This is a genomic window from Rothia mucilaginosa, from assembly GCF_964211445.1.
Lineage (GTDB): Bacteria > Actinomycetota > Actinomycetes > Actinomycetales > Micrococcaceae > Rothia > Rothia mucilaginosa_E.
Genome location: NZ_CAXOQT010000012.1, coordinates 19,830 through 35,611, shown reverse-complemented (window position 1 = coordinate 35,611; position 15,782 = coordinate 19,830). Strand labels below are relative to the sequence as shown.

The following is a 15,782-nucleotide window of genomic DNA, read 5'->3' as shown; positions in this document are numbered from 1 at the left end:
CCCCATCGGATACCCTATAGGGCATGACTTCGACCCTCAGCGATTCCGCCCAGACCCCCGAAACCAGCCCCCGCACCTATGAAGTGCGCACTTTCGGCTGCCAGATGAACGTGCACGACTCCGAACGAATGTCCGGCCTGCTGGAGGCTAACGGCTACGTTCGCGCTGAGGAAGGCACCCAGCCCGACCTGGTCGTGTTCAACACCTGCGCGGTTCGCGAAAATGCTTCCAACCGCCTGTACGGTCACCTTGGCCAGCTCGCGCCGGTCAAGCGCGCCCACAAGGGCATGCAGATCGCCGTGGGGGGCTGCCTGGCGCAGAAGGATCAGGACGCCATCATTGAGAAGGCGCCCTGGGTTGACGTCGTGTTCGGCACCCACAATATTGGTTCCCTGCCGGCGCTGCTGGAGCGTGCCCGCCACAACCACGAGGCGCAGGCAGAACTGCTCGAATCCCTCGAAGTTTTCCCCTCGACCCTGCCGACCAAGCGCGATCACGTGTACTCCGGCTGGGTATCGATTTCTGTGGGCTGTAACAACACCTGCACCTTCTGCATCGTGCCGTCCCTGCGCGGTAAGGAGAAGGACCGCCGCCCCGGCGACATTCTCGCCGAGGTTCAGGCGCTGGTCGACGACGGCGCTATTGAGGTGACCCTGCTGGGCCAGAACGTGAACTCCTACGGCGTGGAGTTTGGCGACCGCCAGGCGTTCTCCAAGCTGCTGCGTGCCTGCGGCGAGATTGAGGGCCTGGAGCGCGTGCGCTTCACCTCCCCGCACCCGGCAATGTTCACCGACGACGTGATTGACGCGATGGCGGAGACTCCGAACGTCATGCCCGTTCTGCACATGCCGCTGCAATCCGGCTCCGACAAGGTGCTTAAGGACATGCGCCGCTCCTACCGTTCCAAGAAGTTCCTGAACATTCTGGACAAGGTGCGCGAGCGCATCCCGAACGCCGTGATTACCACCGACATTATTGTGGGCTTCCCCGGCGAAACCGAGGAGGACTTCCAGGAGACCCTGAAGGTTGTGGAGCAGGCTCGTTTCTCCTCCGCGTTCACCTTCCAGTACTCGATTCGCCCCGGCACCCCGGCGGCGACCATGGAGAACCAGATCCCGAAGGAGGTCGTGCAGGAACGCTATGAGCGTCTGATTGCCCTGCAGGATCGTATTGCCGGTGAGGAGAACCGCAAGCAGCTCGGTAAGACCGTTGAGCTGATGGTCGTTGCGGAGGCAGGTCGTAAGGCTGACCAGACTCACCGCCTTTCTGGTCGCGGCCCGGACCAGCGCCTCGTGCATTTCTCGGTGCCCGAGGGTTGCGAGACTCCCCGCCCCGGCGACATGGTCACCGTGCCCGTTACCGAGGCTGGTTCCTTCCACCTGATTTCTGACCCGACCGCCGAGCAGTACCAGCTGCGCCGCACCCGCGCCGGTGACGCGTGGGACCGCTCCCAGGCTGACTCTTGCGGTACCGGCACCACCCAGGTGCCCGGTGCGCCGGTGGGTCTGGGCATGCCGACCATCGGTCTGCGCCCATAAAACCTATAACGAATCATGCGCCCTGTTCCTCGGGCTCTTGCCGCCACGCAAGTGGGGGCGAGGGAACCGGTAGAATGGGGCGCATGACTATCTCCGAAACTCTGCCCGTTATCGCTATTGTGGGCCCGACCGGCACCGGTAAGAGTGCACTCGCCATTGAGCTGGCTCTGCGCCTGAATGGTGAGTGCATTAACGCTGACTCCATGCAGTTCTACCGGGGCATGGATATTGGTACCGCGAAGGTCACTGCAGAGGAGATGCGCGGCGTTCCGCACCACCTGCTCGACATTATGGACGTGCGGGATGAGGCATCCGTGGCGGAGTTTCAGGAGCGCAGCCGTGAGCTGATTGAGCAGATTCGTGGCCGTGGCCGCTACCCGATTCTGGTGGGTGGTTCCGGCCTGTATGTGCGTGCCGCCCTGGATAAGTTGGAGTTCCCCGGCACGGATGCGCGGGTGCGCGAGCGCCTGGAGGAGCAGGCACGTACCGAGGGTATCGGTGCTCTGCACGCCCGCCTGGCGGAGGTCGACCCGGAGTCGGCGGCGCGCGTGAAGGATGAGCGCCGCATTATTCGTGCACTGGAGGTGTTTGAGGTGACGGGCCGCCCGTTCTCGGCATTCATGCCGGTGCGCGAGTACGTGACCGAGAGCGTGCAGATCGGTCTGGATATGGATCGTGCCCTGCTGCACGAGCGTCTGCACCGCCGCGTGGAGCTGATGCATGAGCAGGGTCTGCTCGATGAGATTCGCACCCTGAACGAGCAGGGCCTGCAGGAGGGAAAGACCGCCTCCCGCGCGATTGGTTACGCGCAGTTCGCTCGCGCCCTTGATGATTCGGAGTACAGCGTGGAGCAGGCGATTAAGGATACGACGATTGCGACCCGCCAGTTTGCGCGCCGCCAGCTGACCTGGTTCCGTACGGACCCGCGCGTGCAGTGGCTAGATGCGCTCTCACCCACCCTTGCCGATGAAGCGGAAGCCATCATCCGCGAAAGCACCCGATAAGCCACAATAACGAGCCGCCGCCGAACAGATACCCCTTCGAACCGGTCGGCGCGGTAAAATCATAAACGGACAGGTCACCAACCTTAAGGACAGCATATGAGCGAGAACCCTTCCATCTGGGGCGAGCTGGCAGGCCTGACCCTCACCAAGGGTCACGGCACCGGTAACGACTTCATCTTTCTGACGGACGAGAACGCAGAAATTGCTCTCACCCCCGAGCTGGTAGCCCGCGCCTGCGACCGCCACTTCGGCATTGGTGCGGACGGCTTCATTCGTGCTGCCCGCAGCACCGCCTCCCGTGCGGGTCAGAAGTTGCTTGAGGAGCACCCGGACGCTGTCTGGTTCATGGACTACCGCAATGGTGACGGCTCTATCGCAGAGATGTGCGGCAACGGTGTGCGTGCGTTCGTGGAGTACCTGCGCACTGAGGGCCTGATTGAGCTTGAGGTGGGCGAGACCGTCAAGATTGGTACCCGTGCCGGCGTGAAGACTGTGGCTCGCACCGAAGAGGGCTACGCGATTGACATGGGTCCGTGGAGCTTCATTCACGGTGACGCCGCCCGTGAGGGTGGCGAGGATTGCCTGGTGTCTGCTCGCGGCTTGAAGACTCCGCGTGCTGGTCTGTCCATTTCGATGGGTAACCCGCACACCGTGGTGATGCTCGGTTCCGACGGTAAGCTGGACGGCCTGGACCTGCACAGCCTGCCGCAGGTGAACCCCGCCCCGGTCAACGGCACGAACGTTGAGTTTGTGGTGCCGGTCGACCTGGATGTTGAGAGCGGTGCGCAGGTGGGCGCTATCCGTATGCGCGTGCACGAACGCGGCGTGGGCGAGACCCTCTCCTGCGGTACCGGTGCGTGTGCGGCGGCTGCGGCGACCCGTTTCTGGGGTGGCGAGGAAGCTCCGGATGAGTGGCTTGTGCACGTGCCCGGCGGCACCCTCGCGGTGACTTTCGTACTGGGCCCGGACGACCTGGAGCATGTGGTTCTGGCTGGTCCGGCGCAGATGGTTGCAACCGTCGTGCTGCGATAGTCTGCTGCGATAGCGAGCAGTCCTCGATAGAGACTTTGATATACAAAAGCGGCGGGTGTTTTCTGAAACTAAAATCAGAAAACACCCGCCGCTTTTACGTCCCCTAGTGGTCAGCGTCAGGGACTTTAGTCTTCGTAGCGGTGCACCTGCAGAATACGGAAGCCCTTCGAGGTGGCATAGCGCGAGATCTCAAACTCGCCGGGGTGCAGTTCCTCAAGCTGCGCATCCATCCACTTCTGTAGTGAATCGGAGCCCAGGTTCTTCTGAACCACCAGGTAGGCGTCACCGCCGGGTGCCAGGCGTGGCAGCCAGGTCAGCAGGATCTCGTGAAGGACCTCCTTGCCCACGCGAATTGGCGGGTTCGACCAGATGGTATCGAAACGCAGTTCGGGGTCGACAGATTCGGGGGTTCCCACGGTCACGTTGGGCAGGCCGAGAGCGGCGGCGTTGCGTTCGGTCAGGCTAATGGAGCGGGAGTTCACGTCCACCGCGTGCACCTGCGCCTGCGGGGCGAGCATCGCCAGAGTCAGGGTGATGGGGCCCCAACCGCAGCCGATGTCGAGCATGCGTTCGCCCTGCGGGTCGGGTGCTTCCTGCAGCAAAATAGCGGTGCCCTTATCAATGCCGGAAGGGCTGAAAATACCGTTAGCGGTGGTGACGGTGACCTTGCGGCCGGCAAGCTCCACCTGCACGGGGCGGGGCTTGAACTCGGTCTCGGGGGTTTCGGAGAAATAATGCTGCTCGCTCATGCTATCCAGTGTACCGGTAGGGCAAGATCCCGCCGCACACGGGCAGAGTATGTGCGGGGTGAGTCAGCAGCTTGCACGCCCTGAGCGCACAGGCGACCGAACCCCCTACCCGATGCGGGCAACGGCGGTAGAATTGTAACCGTATGAATTCTAAGAACACCCCCGTATCTGATACCGAAAAGCTGCCCAGCGATGAGCAGCTGCGCCGCACCGTAGACCGCGTTCTGGGTCGCTCCCAGGCCGCCGCCTCCGTCACGACCTATGATGCCGCCGGTACCGCGCACCACAGCGACAACTCCTCCAGCACCCACGGCAACAATAGCCGCCGTGTGCTGGATACTCGCGCGCGTGAAATTTCTGATGTTCAGCGCGAGCATTCCGAATTTGACGGTGACCAGGAAGATCTCGCCGAGCGCCGCGCACTGCGCCGTATCGCGAACCTCTCCACCGAGCTTGAAGACGTCACCGAGGTTGAGTACCGCCAGCTGCGCCTGGAGCGTGTGGTGCTCGCCGGCCTGTGGACCGAAGGCACCGTGGAGGACGCCGAGAACTCCCTGCGTGAGCTCGCCGCACTGGCTGAAACCGCAGGTTCCGAGGTTCTGGACGGTCTGGTTCAGCGCCGCCTCAAGCCGGACCCCGGCACCTTCCTCGGCTCCGGTAAGGCGCTGGAACTCAAGGACATCGTGGAGGCGACCGGCGCCGACACCGTGATTGTCGACTCCGAGCTGGCGCCCTCTCAGCGTCGTGCCCTCGAAGACATTGTGAAGGTCAAGGTCATTGACCGCACCGCCCTGATTCTCGACATTTTCGCTCAGCACGCTAAGTCTCGCGAAGGTAAGGCGCAGGTTGAGCTGGCTCAGCTGGAGTACATGCTGCCGCGTCTGCGTGGTTGGGGTGCGTCCCTGTCCCGTCAGGCGGGTGGCCGTGCCGCAGCCGGTGAGGGTATCGGTTCCCGTGGTCCCGGTGAAACCAAGATTGAGATGGACCGCCGCCGCCTGCGCGCTCGCATGGCGAAGCTGAAGCGTGAGATTGCTGCGATGGCGCCGGCACGTGAGACGAAGCGCCTGAACCGTCGCCGTAACCGAGTACCTTCGGTTGCTATTGCCGGGTACACGAACGCGGGTAAGTCCTCCCTGCTGAACCGTCTGACCGACGCGGGCGTGCTCGTGGAGAACGCCCTGTTTGCGACCCTGGACCCGACCGTCCGTAAGGCTCAGACCCCGGACGGTATCGGCTACACCCTCTCCGACACGGTGGGTTTCGTGCGTTCGCTGCCGACCCAGCTGGTGGAGGCGTTCCGCTCCACCCTGGAAGAGGTCGCTGATGCTGACGTGATCCTGCACGTGGTGGATGCTTCGCACCCGGACCCGGAGGGGCAGATTCGTGCTGTCCGCGAGGTCATCGCGGAGGTTGATGCCCGCCATATCCCCGAAATTATTGTGCTGAATAAGGCGGATGCCGCCGACCCGTTCGTGCTGGAGCGTATGCGTCAGCGCGAGCCGGAGCACGTGATTGTTTCGGCGCGTACCGGTGAGGGTATTGACGAGCTGAAGCAGAAGATTGCGGACACCATTCCGCGCCCCTCCATTGAGGTGAAGCTGCTGATTCCGTACTCGCACGGCGAGATTATTTCGCGCCTGCACGAGTGGGACGCCGAAATTAAGAGCACCGATTTCGTATCGGACGGCACCTTCGTGGTGGCTCTGGTTCGTGAGGATATCGCTTCTGAGCTGTCCGAGTATGTGCTGGAAGGCGACCTGCTGGAGGTTCTGGAAGAGGAACTTGCGGAGGCACGCGCTCTCACTGAGGCGACCGCATCTGAGCCTGAGCAGCCCTCTGATTCTGAGGCTCTCTAGGAGCGTATGAGCGTGACCGAGAGCATCAACGCGCCCAAAAACGCCCCGGGAACCGCACCCGCAACCGACGGCACCCGATTCACCGGGCAGGAGCTTGAGACCCTGCCCGGTGCTAAGGATGCCCTGACCCTGCTGGACGAGGCGGTTGCCGCCACCGGAGGTCAGAACCGTGCCGGTCAGCGCACCATGGCGGCGCATGTGGCGCAGGCTCTTGAGCTGCAGCGCCACCTCCTGGTTCAGGCTGGTACCGGTACCGGTAAGTCCCTGGGCTACCTTGTTCCTGCCCTGGCGCGCGTGGGGGAGTCTGACCAGCCGATTGTGGTTGCGACGGCGACCCTCGCCCTGCAGGCGCAGATTGTGAACCGCGATATTCCGCGTCTTCTGGAAGCGCTGGAGCCGCGTCCGGAGTCTCAGGCTCAGGTGGCTCTGCTCAAGGGCCGCAACAACTACCTCTGCCTGCATAAGCTGGAGGGCGGCTACCCGGAAGACGAGCCGGATGCTCTCTTTGACATGCCTTCTTCGACCTCCCGCGTGGGTGAGGAAGTGGTGCGCCTGCGCGAGTGGGCTGACCGCACTGAGACCGGCGACCGCGACGAGCTGAAGCCCGGCGTCTCTGATCGCGCCTGGGCTCAGGTGTCGGTGAGCGCCGCCGAGTGTTTGGGTCGCCGCTGCCCGCTGGTGGAGGAGTGCTTTAGCGAGATGGCGCGTAGCCGTGCCGCTGAGGCCGACATTGTCATCACGAACCACGCCCTGCTGGCGATTAACGCTTTTGAGGGCATGAAGGTTCTGCCCGAGCACGAGACGGTCATTATTGATGAGGCTCATGAGCTGGTGGACCGCGTGACCGGCGCGGTGTCTGGTTCTTTGACGGTTGCGATGGTTCGCCGTGCGGCGCGTAGCGTGAAGAAGCATTCGAAGGCTGATTCCGGTGCCCTGGAAATGGCGGCAGGCACCCTGGAGACCGCTTTCGAGGGTCTTGCCGAGGGCCTGCTGAAGGGCCTGGACGGTCGCCTCCTGACCGCGATTTCTGCGGTGAATGATGCCGCCCGAACCGCCCTATCCGACACCAAGCCGGACGGCCAGGACGTTGACGCGGGCCTGCAGATGGCGCGCTCGCGTGTCTCTGAGGTGCACGATATGAGCAGCCGCATTCTGGAGGCTTCTGCCGAGCAGGATGTGCTGTGGATTTCCCGTCAGGGCGGCTGGGAGAACGGCCGCTACGTTGCCGCCTCCGATACCGACCCCGCGACCCTGAACATTGCGCCGCTGAGCGTCGGTCTGCAGCTACGTGACGGACTCTTTGCTGACCGCACCGTGATTTTGACGAGCGCGACCCTGACGGTGGGCGACTCTTTTGACGTTGCCGCCGCCGCCCTGGGTCTGCAGGGCGAGGGCGCGCCCCGCTGGACGAGCATCGATGTGGGTTCGCCCTTCGACTACCGCAAGCAGGGCATCATGTACGTTGCCGGGGATTTGAAGCCTCCGGGATTTGGCGTGCACGAGGGCCAGCTGGAGCGACTTCGTGAGCTGTGCGAGGCATCCGAGGGCGGCGCCCTGGGCCTGTTCTCTTCGAAGCGTGCCGCCGAGCGTGCCGCCGAGTACATGCGTGAGCACAGCGACCTGAACATTCTTCTGCAGGGCGAGTCTTCGCTCAAGGCTCTGGTGGAGGAGTTCAGCGAGGACGTTGACTCGTGCCTGTTCGGCACGATGAGCCTGTGGCAGGGCGTGGACGTTCCGGGCGACTCGTGCCGCCTGGTGGTGATGGACCGCATTCCGTTCCCGCGCCCGGATGACCCGATTGCGCAGGCTCGTACGGAGGCGGTGAACCGTCACCGCGGTAACGGCTTTATGGCGGTTTCTGCTCACCACGCGGCGATTCGTATGGCGCAGGGCGCGGGCCGCCTGATTCGTTCGGTGAATGACCGCGGCGTCGTGGCTGTGCTGGATTCTCGTGTGGCGACTAAGCGTTACGGCGGTTTCTTGATGAAGGCTATGCCGCCCATGTGGTCGACGCAGAATAAAACAGCCGTGATTGGTGCGCTGGCTCGTCTTTCGGCGGGTATTGAGCGTTAGCTCCGGCAGGCTCCAGTCCTGGCGGCGCCGCCCCGCTTTGGAAATATAAAAATCACCCCGGTGATACGTGAACATTCGCGTGTCACCGGGGTGATTTTTATGTAGAGCTAAAAGCCTTAGCGTTATGTCTCTAGAGACTGCGCAACACGGTCTAGAGACTGCGCAGCACGGAGACGACCTTACCCATGACGGTTGCGCGGTCGCCCATAATCGGCTCGTAGTTGGAGTTGCGCGGCATGAGCCAGGTGTGGCCGTCGACCTGACGGAACACCTTCACGGTTGCCTCATCGTCAAGCAACGCTGCAACAATATCGCCGTTGTCGGCGGTGTGCTGCTCGCGGACAACCACCCAGTCGCCGTCGCAGATTGCGGCGTCAATCATGGAGTCACCCTTGACCTTGAGCATGAAGAGCTTGCCGCTACCGACCAGCTGACGGGGCAGGGCGAGCACATCCTCCACGGACTGCTCGGCGGTGATGGGACCGCCCGCTGCAATTCGTCCGACCAGGGGAACAGGCACGAGGTCTTCGTCACCGACCTCAAAGTTGGGAAGCTCGGGCAGGGACGAGGAGGAGCTACCGTGCATGCCGACGCCGTTCTCATCCAACACCTCAATGGCGCGGGGGAGCTTGGGGTCGCGGCGAATGTAGCCCATAGTCTCGAGGCGACCGAGCTGGTGGGTGACCGAGGACAGGGACGCAAGACCCACCATGTCACCAATCTGGCGCATGGACGGCGGGTAACCCTTCTGTTCAATCTCGGTGCGGATCGCGTCAAGAATCTTCTGCTGGCGCGCGGTCAGCGCCGGACGGGGTGCTGTTGCCATTTCTTTTCCTTCGGTCTGTGCCCCGATTTCTATAGTCCGGTCGGGGTACGGATGGGTGCTTCACACGCTTTCTGATGCGTGCCCTAAAAATTTTTGGGGCCCTGCCGAAATGGGTCTTATCTCGTCAGGGGGTGGAGGAATTCTAATCGTGCCGGAGCAACGCGCAGGCAACGAGTCAGCGCCTCCGCCCTACACAGCAATACTCAGCCAGCAGCACCTGCGGTCGATACAGAACCAAGCTGTAACGAATACAGAAACCTGCTGTGAGTAGGACTCATCAGGAGCGTGTGGAACGTCTCTTGACACCAGTGTAGAACACTACACCGAAAAACTCAAACAAATATTCTAGATTTTTTCTTCGAAACTCGAAGAAATTTTTAGTACATCTCTGCTAGACTTTAGAACAAGAGTTCGTATATACTCTTGAATCTCTCCTGAAATACAGGATTTACGGGTGAATGTTCGAAGAATATTCGAAGATTCCGCCCCGAGTCCTTCGGGAGAGGAGAGTGAATGAGTGTTCGAATGTATTCGAATCCTCTGCCTCTCTCTTCGCATGATCTACCCCGGATGCTCTAGAAAGCATCTGGCGAAGAGAGAGCGCAGGGGATGGGGTGCCCAAAACTGGGGTGCCTAAATCGACCCGGTGCATCCGACGCTCTGACCTAACTACTAGGGACTAGCTACCCAATAGTTATTGCCTAACAATCACCACTCCATAGTTATCACTCAACTAGGACCTCCGAGCGGGTATCGCTCGGCATTGCTAGACCCGCGGGGTAACCCCGGGGCGAGCTGAGAGAAAGGAACCACAATGACTACTGCAGCACCTATTGCTTCTCGCGGCACTTCTGCACACCTTCCGGCAGGTTTGGTGGTACTTCACCCCGCCCGCACTACCCAGCGTCACACGCGTGTGCCTTCTTCTCCTCAGTCTGTGCGTTCTTCTCGAGCGGCTCATGCGCCCCGTCCCGCGCAGGTGGCTCAGCCTACCCACGCTCCCACCGTATCTGCCCCCGCTGTTTCTGCTCAGAAGTCCGCACCGGTTCGCCCTGTAGTTTCTGAGGCGCAGGCTGCTTCTGCCGCGCAGGCGCCTAGCGTGAAGAGTGCTCTTCTGGCTAAGGGCGGCGAGCTTTTGCGCGCGGTTCCCGCTTCGATTCGTCGTCTTGGCACTCCGCGCGGTTTCTTGAAGGGTCTGCCCCTGCTGACTCTGGCGGCGCTGATTGTGCTCGGCGCTATTAGCTTCTTCGGTCCGGCGGCTTCTGCTTCCGTGGAGAATGCTTCGATGGCCCGAACCGTCGTCGTGGTCAAGCACGGCGAGACCCTGTGGGATATTGCTCGAGAGGTCAATCCGCAGGGTGATACCCGTGATACTGTGGTTCGTATTATGGAGTTGAACTCGTTGACCAGCACCTCTGTTGATGCCGGTCAGCGTCTGGAGATTCCTCAGACTCAGCGCTAAAGCCCAGAGCTGCGGCTCGTACCCGCTCCTGGGGTAGCAGAGCTGAGTCTGCAGATTCTGAACCCGCTATCTGGCTCAAGCTGTAGTGCCTGAACTATATGAATTCTGAGCCTATGAAATAGGAGCGCACCGATGCCTATTCCCGTTGAATCCAGAGCCGTCGAAGCTGAAACTGTGCAGAGCGCTCGTCCTGTGGTTGCCGTTTTGGGCGAACCCGGAACTCGTGGCGCCCTGGTAAAGCTTCTTCAGGATGCGGGGGCGGACGTTATCGTCACTACCGTGCCCGATCAGCTACGTGAGGCGGATGGCATGGTGGTTACGGGCGGCGCGAGCTCTCTTGAGGCATACGAAGACCTGAAAGCTAAGGATGCCGAGCGCGTGATTGGTCGCCGTGTTGCCGGCGGTCGTCCGGTGCTGGTTGCCGGTGCAGCGTTGAGCTGCCTCTTTGACTCTATTACGGTGGAGCATCCGCAGATGGGTCAGGTTCAGGTGCAGTGCATGGGGGAGTGGCCCGGTGAGGGTGTGGAGCTTTCTACTCGCGACCTGGCGCCCGGAGCTTCCGCTCTGAGTCCGTCTGCCGATAGCGCGCTGCTCAAGGACCTTGAGGGCGAGGCTCACTTCAAGTCTGAGCACGGCGTTTTTGAGTGGGCTTTTGACCAGAGCATTGAATATATTGCCCCTCCCGCGGTGACTTGGACGGCAACTGAACCCGCCTATATTGCGGCGGTGGAGAACGGCCCGCTGACGGCGGTGCAGTTCTGCCCGGTGGGCTCCGGTGAGCTGGGAGCGGAATTTATGCGCCGCTGGGTTGCATCCCTGGCGGTGACCGGTCGCCTGTCTTCTGATGATTCCGCTACTGTTGCGGGAGGTAACTAATGTCTGCGCCCGTTCTTGAACTTCTGCCCGCTGTTGATATTTCTGAAGGCTATGCGGTGCGCCCGGTGGGTGGCACCCTGTCCGGTGGTGAGCAGCGCCTCGACCCGGTGGAGGCGGCTCTGACCTGGGTGAAGGCTGGTGCCCGCTGGATTCACCTGGTTGACCTTGATTTGGCGTTTGGCCGCGGCACGAATACTGAGGTTTTGGCTGAGGTGGTTGCCGCCGTCCGTGCCGAGAATGCCCGAACGGGCTCCGCTCCGGTTCGTATCCAGGTCAGCGGCGGCGTTCGTAATGCTGAGAGCCTGGAGCGCGCCCTGAGCCTGAACCCGGATCGCGTGAACGTGACCAGTGCGGCTTTGGCGGATTCTTCCTGGCTTGAAGACACCCTGGCTCGTTACGCGGATTCTGATCTTCTTGCCCTGGGGCTCGACGCCCGCTACAACCCCGAGCGGGGCTGGGTGACGGTGGCTCGCGGCACCGACTGGTCGGGCCCTGACCTGGCGGAGGCGCTGGCTTGGCTGGAGGGCGCGGGCGTGCGCCGCTATATCGTCACGGATGTAAGCAAGGACGGTTCGCTGGCGGGTCCCGGTGCGGAGCTACTGGATGAGGTGTTGGCTCAGACTGCCTGCCGGGTGGTGGCGTCCGGTGGTGTGGCGTCGCTGGCTGATCTTGAGAAGCTGCGTTCCATGGTGCCTTATGGCTTGGAGGGCGTGGTGCTTGGTAAGGCACTGTATGTGGGGAACTTTAGTTTTGAGCAGGCTCTTGAGGTCGCTGGCTCCCGCTAAAGCTACCGGCTCGCTCTAGCCCGCATATCTAGCCTGCGTAGATTTCTTATCCGTACAGGTCCGCACAGACTTTATACGTAACGAAGCCCCATCTTCCTCAGTGTGAGGGAGACGGGGCTTCGCTGTGAATGGACCGGGTACGGTTTAGTAGACCGGGCCGGTGAGCTTTTCGCCGGGGCCCTTGCCGGGCTCGTCCGGGAAGGGGGATGCTTCGCGGAATGCGAGCTGCAGGGTGCGCAGGCCGTCGCGCAGGGGTGCTGCGTGCTGGGAGCCGATTTCGGGTGCTGCGGCGGTGACGAGGCCTGCCAATGCGGTGATGAGCTTGCGTGCTTCGTCGAGGTCCTTGAGGTCGTCGGCGTTTTCTTCGGCTGCGAGGCCGCACTTGACGGCTGCGGCGCTCATCATGTGGATGGCTGCGGAGCTGATGATTTCGATGGCGGGTACGTCTGCGATGTCGCGCAGCTGCTCATTGACGGCTTCGACCTGCTCTTCGGTGAGTTCGGTGTGACCGTGTACGGGGGTTTCTTCTTCCGCGGTGAAGCGGAAACTCGTGTTTTCAGTGCTCATAGTCCTAGAATCTCACATTTCGTTTGTTTCGGTAAATGCGTCCTTAAGAGTGGGCGCCTCCGTGGACTTTCCGCGGTCAGGACCGCAATTTTTATGGTGTTTTGCGTCTAATTCCTTGCGCCTGTAGGGGGTTCTGCGGTATGGTTGTAGACAGTTTGCAAGTGGAGCATGCCTCCCACCCGGTTGACCGCCGCAGGCGTTTGTTTGCGAGTTTTGAGGTGAACGGGTTCGTCCGCCGCTTTCGGCGTACGCTGGTTTGTGCCTCCGCTTGTGTAACTGCGGGGGCTTTTTTAGTGCCCGCAACGGATAGTATTCACGGGGAAACCCACAGAGCACAGGAGCTAGTCATTAGCGAACCACGCATTAACGATCGTATCCGCGTTCCCGAGGTCCGTCTTGTCGGTCCCGGTGGCGAGCAGGTAGGCGTTGTCCCTCTGAAGGACGCTCTGCGTCTGGCTGAGGACGCCGAACTCGACCTGGTCGAGGTTGCCCCGAACGCGAAGCCGCCCGTGTGCAAGCTCATGGATTACGGTAAGTACAAGTACGAAGCCGCAATCAAGGCTCGTGAATCCCGCAAGAAGCAGGCTAATGCCGTTCTGAAGGAGATCCGTTTCCGCCTGAAGATTGATACCCACGACTACGAAACCAAGGTTGGACACGCTCGTCGTTTCCTTTCCGGTGGTGACAAGGTCAAGGCAATGATTCAGTTCCGTGGTCGTGAGCAGCAGCGCCCCGAGATGGGTGTGCGTCTGCTGGAGCGTCTGGCGGCTGAACTGGCTGAGGTGAGCACCGTTGAGTCTCGCCCCCGTCAGGATGGCCGCAACATGGTGATGGTTCTGGCTCCGCTTCGCGGTAAGGCAGAGGCTCGCCGTGAGCAGGGCGCCGGCGGTCGCAAGGGTCGCGAGCGTATTGACACGACCAAGGCGAAGCCCGTAACTAATTCTCTGGCAGACGCTATGCCTGCCGAGTTGAAGGCACAGGCTTCCGCCGAGTAGGGAACCGGGTCGTCACTTTAGGATGGGCACGCGCCTCCACCGTTGGGTGGGTGTTGCGGGTTCACCCGGTGCCGGTTCCGAGGCACCTCGTTGGGGGTGCCTCACCTTTGGTCCTTGGGGCTGATGCGTGTATCGCTCAACCCCACTAAGCTACCCCGCCGTTGTGGCGGGGGATGAATGTAAGGAGAACGGCAGCTATGCCGAAGCAGAAGACCCACTCTGGTGCTAAGAAGCGCTTCAAGCTCACCGGTAGCGGCAAGGTTAAGCGCCAGCAGGCGAACCGTCGCCACTACCTGGAGCACAAGTCCTCTCGTCTGACCCGTCGTCTGGCTTCTGACCAGATCGTTACCGGCGGCCAGGCAAAGGTTGTCAAGAAGATGCTGGGTAAGTAAGCAACGCTTACTCTCTGCACCTGGCGCACCGATAGTGGTGCGCACTGATTAAAGACTCGCTCCTGTTCAGCGTGATATGTGAGCTGTTCAGGACATAAGACGAAGGAGACACACGTGGCACGTGTGAAGCGCGCGGTTAACGCGCACAAGAAGCGCCGTACTATTCTCGATCGTGCATCCGGCTACCGCGGTCAGCGTTCTCGCCTGTACCGTAAGGCTAAGGAGCAGGTCACTCACTCGCTGGTTTACAGCTACGACCACCGTCGTAAGAAGAAGGGTGACTTCCGTCGCCTGTGGATTCAGCGTATCAACGCTGCTTCCCGCGCACAGGGCCTGACCTACAACCGCTTCATCCAGGGCCTGAAGGCTGCTGGTGTTGAGGTCGACCGCCGTATGCTGGCTGAGCTGGCTGTTAACGAGCCCGCTGCCTTCAACGCACTGGTTGAGATTGCTAAGAACAACCTGCCCGAGGACACCTCGGCTCCCAAGGCTTAATTAGCCTAGGTTGTGTTCTTACCTCGAGAATCTAGGTTCGGGGTAGGATGCTTAAGCGTCGTGAGCGGCCGTCTGCACTTTGAGTGTGGGCGGCCGCTTTCTGCGTATCTGGGGTTGTGCTTGTGGCTGTTCCGTGTTTTTGGGTGTGCCTTTGCCTGTACCCTTTAAGAGTGAACTTTTTTGAACGTATTAGTACCCCCGTTGTGATGTCCAATCCGCAGGCAGATCGTGTCCGCGATATTGCGAAGCTGCGTACCCGCGCTGCCCGCACGAAGAAGGGCCAGTTCCTGGTGGAAGGCCCGCAGGCTGTGCGTGAGGCGTTGAAGGCGCATCTGAAGAAGCCGATTCTGGATGCTGTCTACGTTACGGAGGCGGCTTTTGACCGTCATGAGGATATTGCTGAGCTGCTGGAGCAGGTGTACGGCACTCCCACCCCGGAGGAGGGCCGCCGCGTCTTTATGCGTGTGGTGACCGATGAAGTGCTGGAGGCGATGGCTGATTCGGTGAGCCCGCAGGGTATTATTGCGGTTTCCTTTATGGTGGATGCGTCGTTCTCGCTGCTGTGGGGTGAGGGCGCGTTGAACCCGAAGCTGATTGCTGTGCTGTCTCGTGTGCAGGATCCGGGTAATGCGGGCACCATTCTTCGTGTGGCCGATGCGGCCGGTGCTGACCTGGTGATTACGACTAAGGGTTCGGTGGATTTGTATAACCCGAAGACGGTGCGTTCTACCGCGGGTTCGCTGTTCCATGTGCCGATTATTCAGGGCGTGCAGCTGGAGGATTTCGCGGAGGATGTGAAGTCTCAGGGTACTGCTGTGCTGGCTGCTGACGGTTATGGTGCGGTGAATCTGCAGGAGCTGAGTGAGTACACGGCGGCTCGTCGTGCCGGTGTGGAGGCGAGTGCCCCGTCCGGTGTGAAGGGTAATTTTGATCTTTCTAAGCCGACCATGTGGCTTTTCGGGAATGAAGCGCAGGGCTTGAACGCTGAAGAGAAGGCGGCCGCCACTATGCGCGTGGCTGTTCCTGTCTATGGTTCGGCTGAGTCTTTGAATGTGGGTACGGCTGCTGCTGTGTGCCTGTATGCTTCGGCGATGGCTCAGCGCGGCGTTTCTCGCTAGGCTTTGGGCGGTTC

The 15,782-nt window shown here is 61.2% G+C and carries 15 protein-coding genes; 12 read left to right on the top strand and 3 right to left on the bottom strand.

Annotation, left to right across the window (positions count from 1 at the left end; all coding sequences use genetic code 11):
* Positions 1-23 precede the first annotated feature (23 nt).
* From miaB to dapF, 3 genes are all read left to right on the top strand, one after another.
* Positions 24-1,538 carry a tRNA (N6-isopentenyl adenosine(37)-C2)-methylthiotransferase MiaB gene (miaB, locus tag AB8E48_RS04390; protein WP_368885889.1) on the top strand — a complete coding sequence of 505 codons (1,515 nt, stop codon included), beginning with the start codon at positions 24-26 and terminating at the stop codon, positions 1,536-1,538.
* Between the two features lie 83 nt (positions 1,539-1,621).
* On the top strand, positions 1,622-2,542 hold the full coding sequence (miaA, locus tag AB8E48_RS04385; RefSeq protein ID WP_368885888.1) for a tRNA (adenosine(37)-N6)-dimethylallyltransferase MiaA: 921 nt from the start codon (positions 1,622-1,624) through the stop codon (positions 2,540-2,542).
* Between the two features lie 96 nt (positions 2,543-2,638).
* Positions 2,639-3,574, top strand: coding sequence for a diaminopimelate epimerase (gene dapF / locus AB8E48_RS04380; RefSeq protein ID WP_070643906.1), 936 nt, complete (start codon positions 2,639-2,641; stop codon positions 3,572-3,574).
* Between the two features lie 125 nt (positions 3,575-3,699).
* Here dapF and AB8E48_RS04375 read toward each other — a convergent pair whose 3' ends face one another.
* Positions 3,700-4,323 carry a class I SAM-dependent methyltransferase gene (locus tag AB8E48_RS04375; protein WP_368885887.1) on the bottom strand — a complete coding sequence of 208 codons (624 nt, stop codon included), beginning with the start codon at positions 4,321-4,323 and terminating at the stop codon, positions 3,700-3,702.
* A gap of 143 nt (positions 4,324-4,466) precedes the next feature.
* Between AB8E48_RS04375 and hflX the strand changes: the two genes are divergently transcribed.
* Together hflX and AB8E48_RS04365 are read left to right on the top strand one after the other, a co-directional pair.
* A complete protein-coding gene (gene hflX / locus AB8E48_RS04370) occupies positions 4,467-6,179 on the top strand; it encodes a GTPase HflX (RefSeq protein ID WP_368885886.1) in 1,713 nt (570 codons plus the stop codon).
* Positions 6,180-6,185: 6 nt separating this feature from the next.
* Positions 6,186-8,252 (top strand): ATP-dependent DNA helicase, encoded by a 2,067-nt coding sequence (locus AB8E48_RS04365; protein WP_368885885.1) that lies wholly within the window; start codon positions 6,186-6,188, stop codon positions 8,250-8,252.
* Between the two features lie 151 nt (positions 8,253-8,403).
* Here the strand turns inward: AB8E48_RS04365 and lexA are convergent, their stop codons facing one another.
* Positions 8,404-9,078 carry a transcriptional repressor LexA gene (lexA, locus tag AB8E48_RS04360; protein ID WP_070737306.1) on the bottom strand — a complete coding sequence of 225 codons (675 nt, stop codon included), beginning with the start codon at positions 9,076-9,078 and terminating at the stop codon, positions 8,404-8,406.
* Positions 9,079-9,892: 814 nt separating this feature from the next.
* Between lexA and AB8E48_RS04355 the strand changes: the two genes are divergently transcribed.
* From AB8E48_RS04355 to AB8E48_RS04345, 3 genes are all read left to right on the top strand, one after another.
* On the top strand, positions 9,893-10,540 hold the full coding sequence (locus AB8E48_RS04355) for a LysM peptidoglycan-binding domain-containing protein (protein WP_368885884.1): 648 nt from the start codon (positions 9,893-9,895) through the stop codon (positions 10,538-10,540).
* Positions 10,541-10,672: 132 nt separating this feature from the next.
* Complete coding sequence (locus tag AB8E48_RS04350) at positions 10,673-11,416, top strand: imidazole glycerol phosphate synthase (RefSeq protein ID WP_368885883.1); 744 nt, start codon at positions 10,673-10,675, stop codon at positions 11,414-11,416.
* Positions 11,416-12,201 carry a HisA/HisF-related TIM barrel protein gene (locus AB8E48_RS04345; RefSeq protein ID WP_368885882.1) on the top strand — a complete coding sequence of 262 codons (786 nt, stop codon included), beginning with the start codon at positions 11,416-11,418 and terminating at the stop codon, positions 12,199-12,201. The genes AB8E48_RS04350 and AB8E48_RS04345 overlap by 1 nt, the downstream gene beginning before the upstream one ends.
* 144 nt (positions 12,202-12,345) lie before the next feature.
* Here the strand turns inward: AB8E48_RS04345 and AB8E48_RS04340 are convergent, their stop codons facing one another.
* Positions 12,346-12,768 (bottom strand): DUF1844 domain-containing protein, encoded by a 423-nt coding sequence (locus tag AB8E48_RS04340; RefSeq protein WP_070594146.1) that lies wholly within the window; start codon positions 12,766-12,768, stop codon positions 12,346-12,348.
* A gap of 293 nt (positions 12,769-13,061) precedes the next feature.
* Here AB8E48_RS04340 and infC point away from each other — a divergent pair, with 293 nt between their 5' ends.
* The 4 genes from infC to AB8E48_RS04320 all read left to right on the top strand — a co-directional run bounded on the left by infC (position 13,062) and on the right by AB8E48_RS04320 (position 15,768).
* A complete protein-coding gene (gene infC, locus AB8E48_RS04335) occupies positions 13,062-13,763 on the top strand; it encodes a translation initiation factor IF-3 (protein WP_005507875.1) in 702 nt (233 codons plus the stop codon).
* 197 nt (positions 13,764-13,960) lie between these two features.
* Entirely contained in the window at positions 13,961-14,155 is a 195-nt protein-coding gene (rpmI, locus tag AB8E48_RS04330) for a 50S ribosomal protein L35 (RefSeq protein ID WP_004006287.1), read from the top strand.
* A 114-nt stretch (positions 14,156-14,269) separates the two neighbouring features.
* On the top strand, positions 14,270-14,650 hold the full coding sequence (gene rplT / locus AB8E48_RS04325; RefSeq protein ID WP_005507127.1) for a 50S ribosomal protein L20: 381 nt from the start codon (positions 14,270-14,272) through the stop codon (positions 14,648-14,650).
* 116 nt (positions 14,651-14,766) lie between these two features.
* On the top strand, positions 14,767-15,768 hold the full coding sequence (locus AB8E48_RS04320; RefSeq protein ID WP_005507128.1) for a TrmH family RNA methyltransferase: 1,002 nt from the start codon (positions 14,767-14,769) through the stop codon (positions 15,766-15,768).
* Positions 15,769-15,782: the final 14 nt, after the last annotated feature.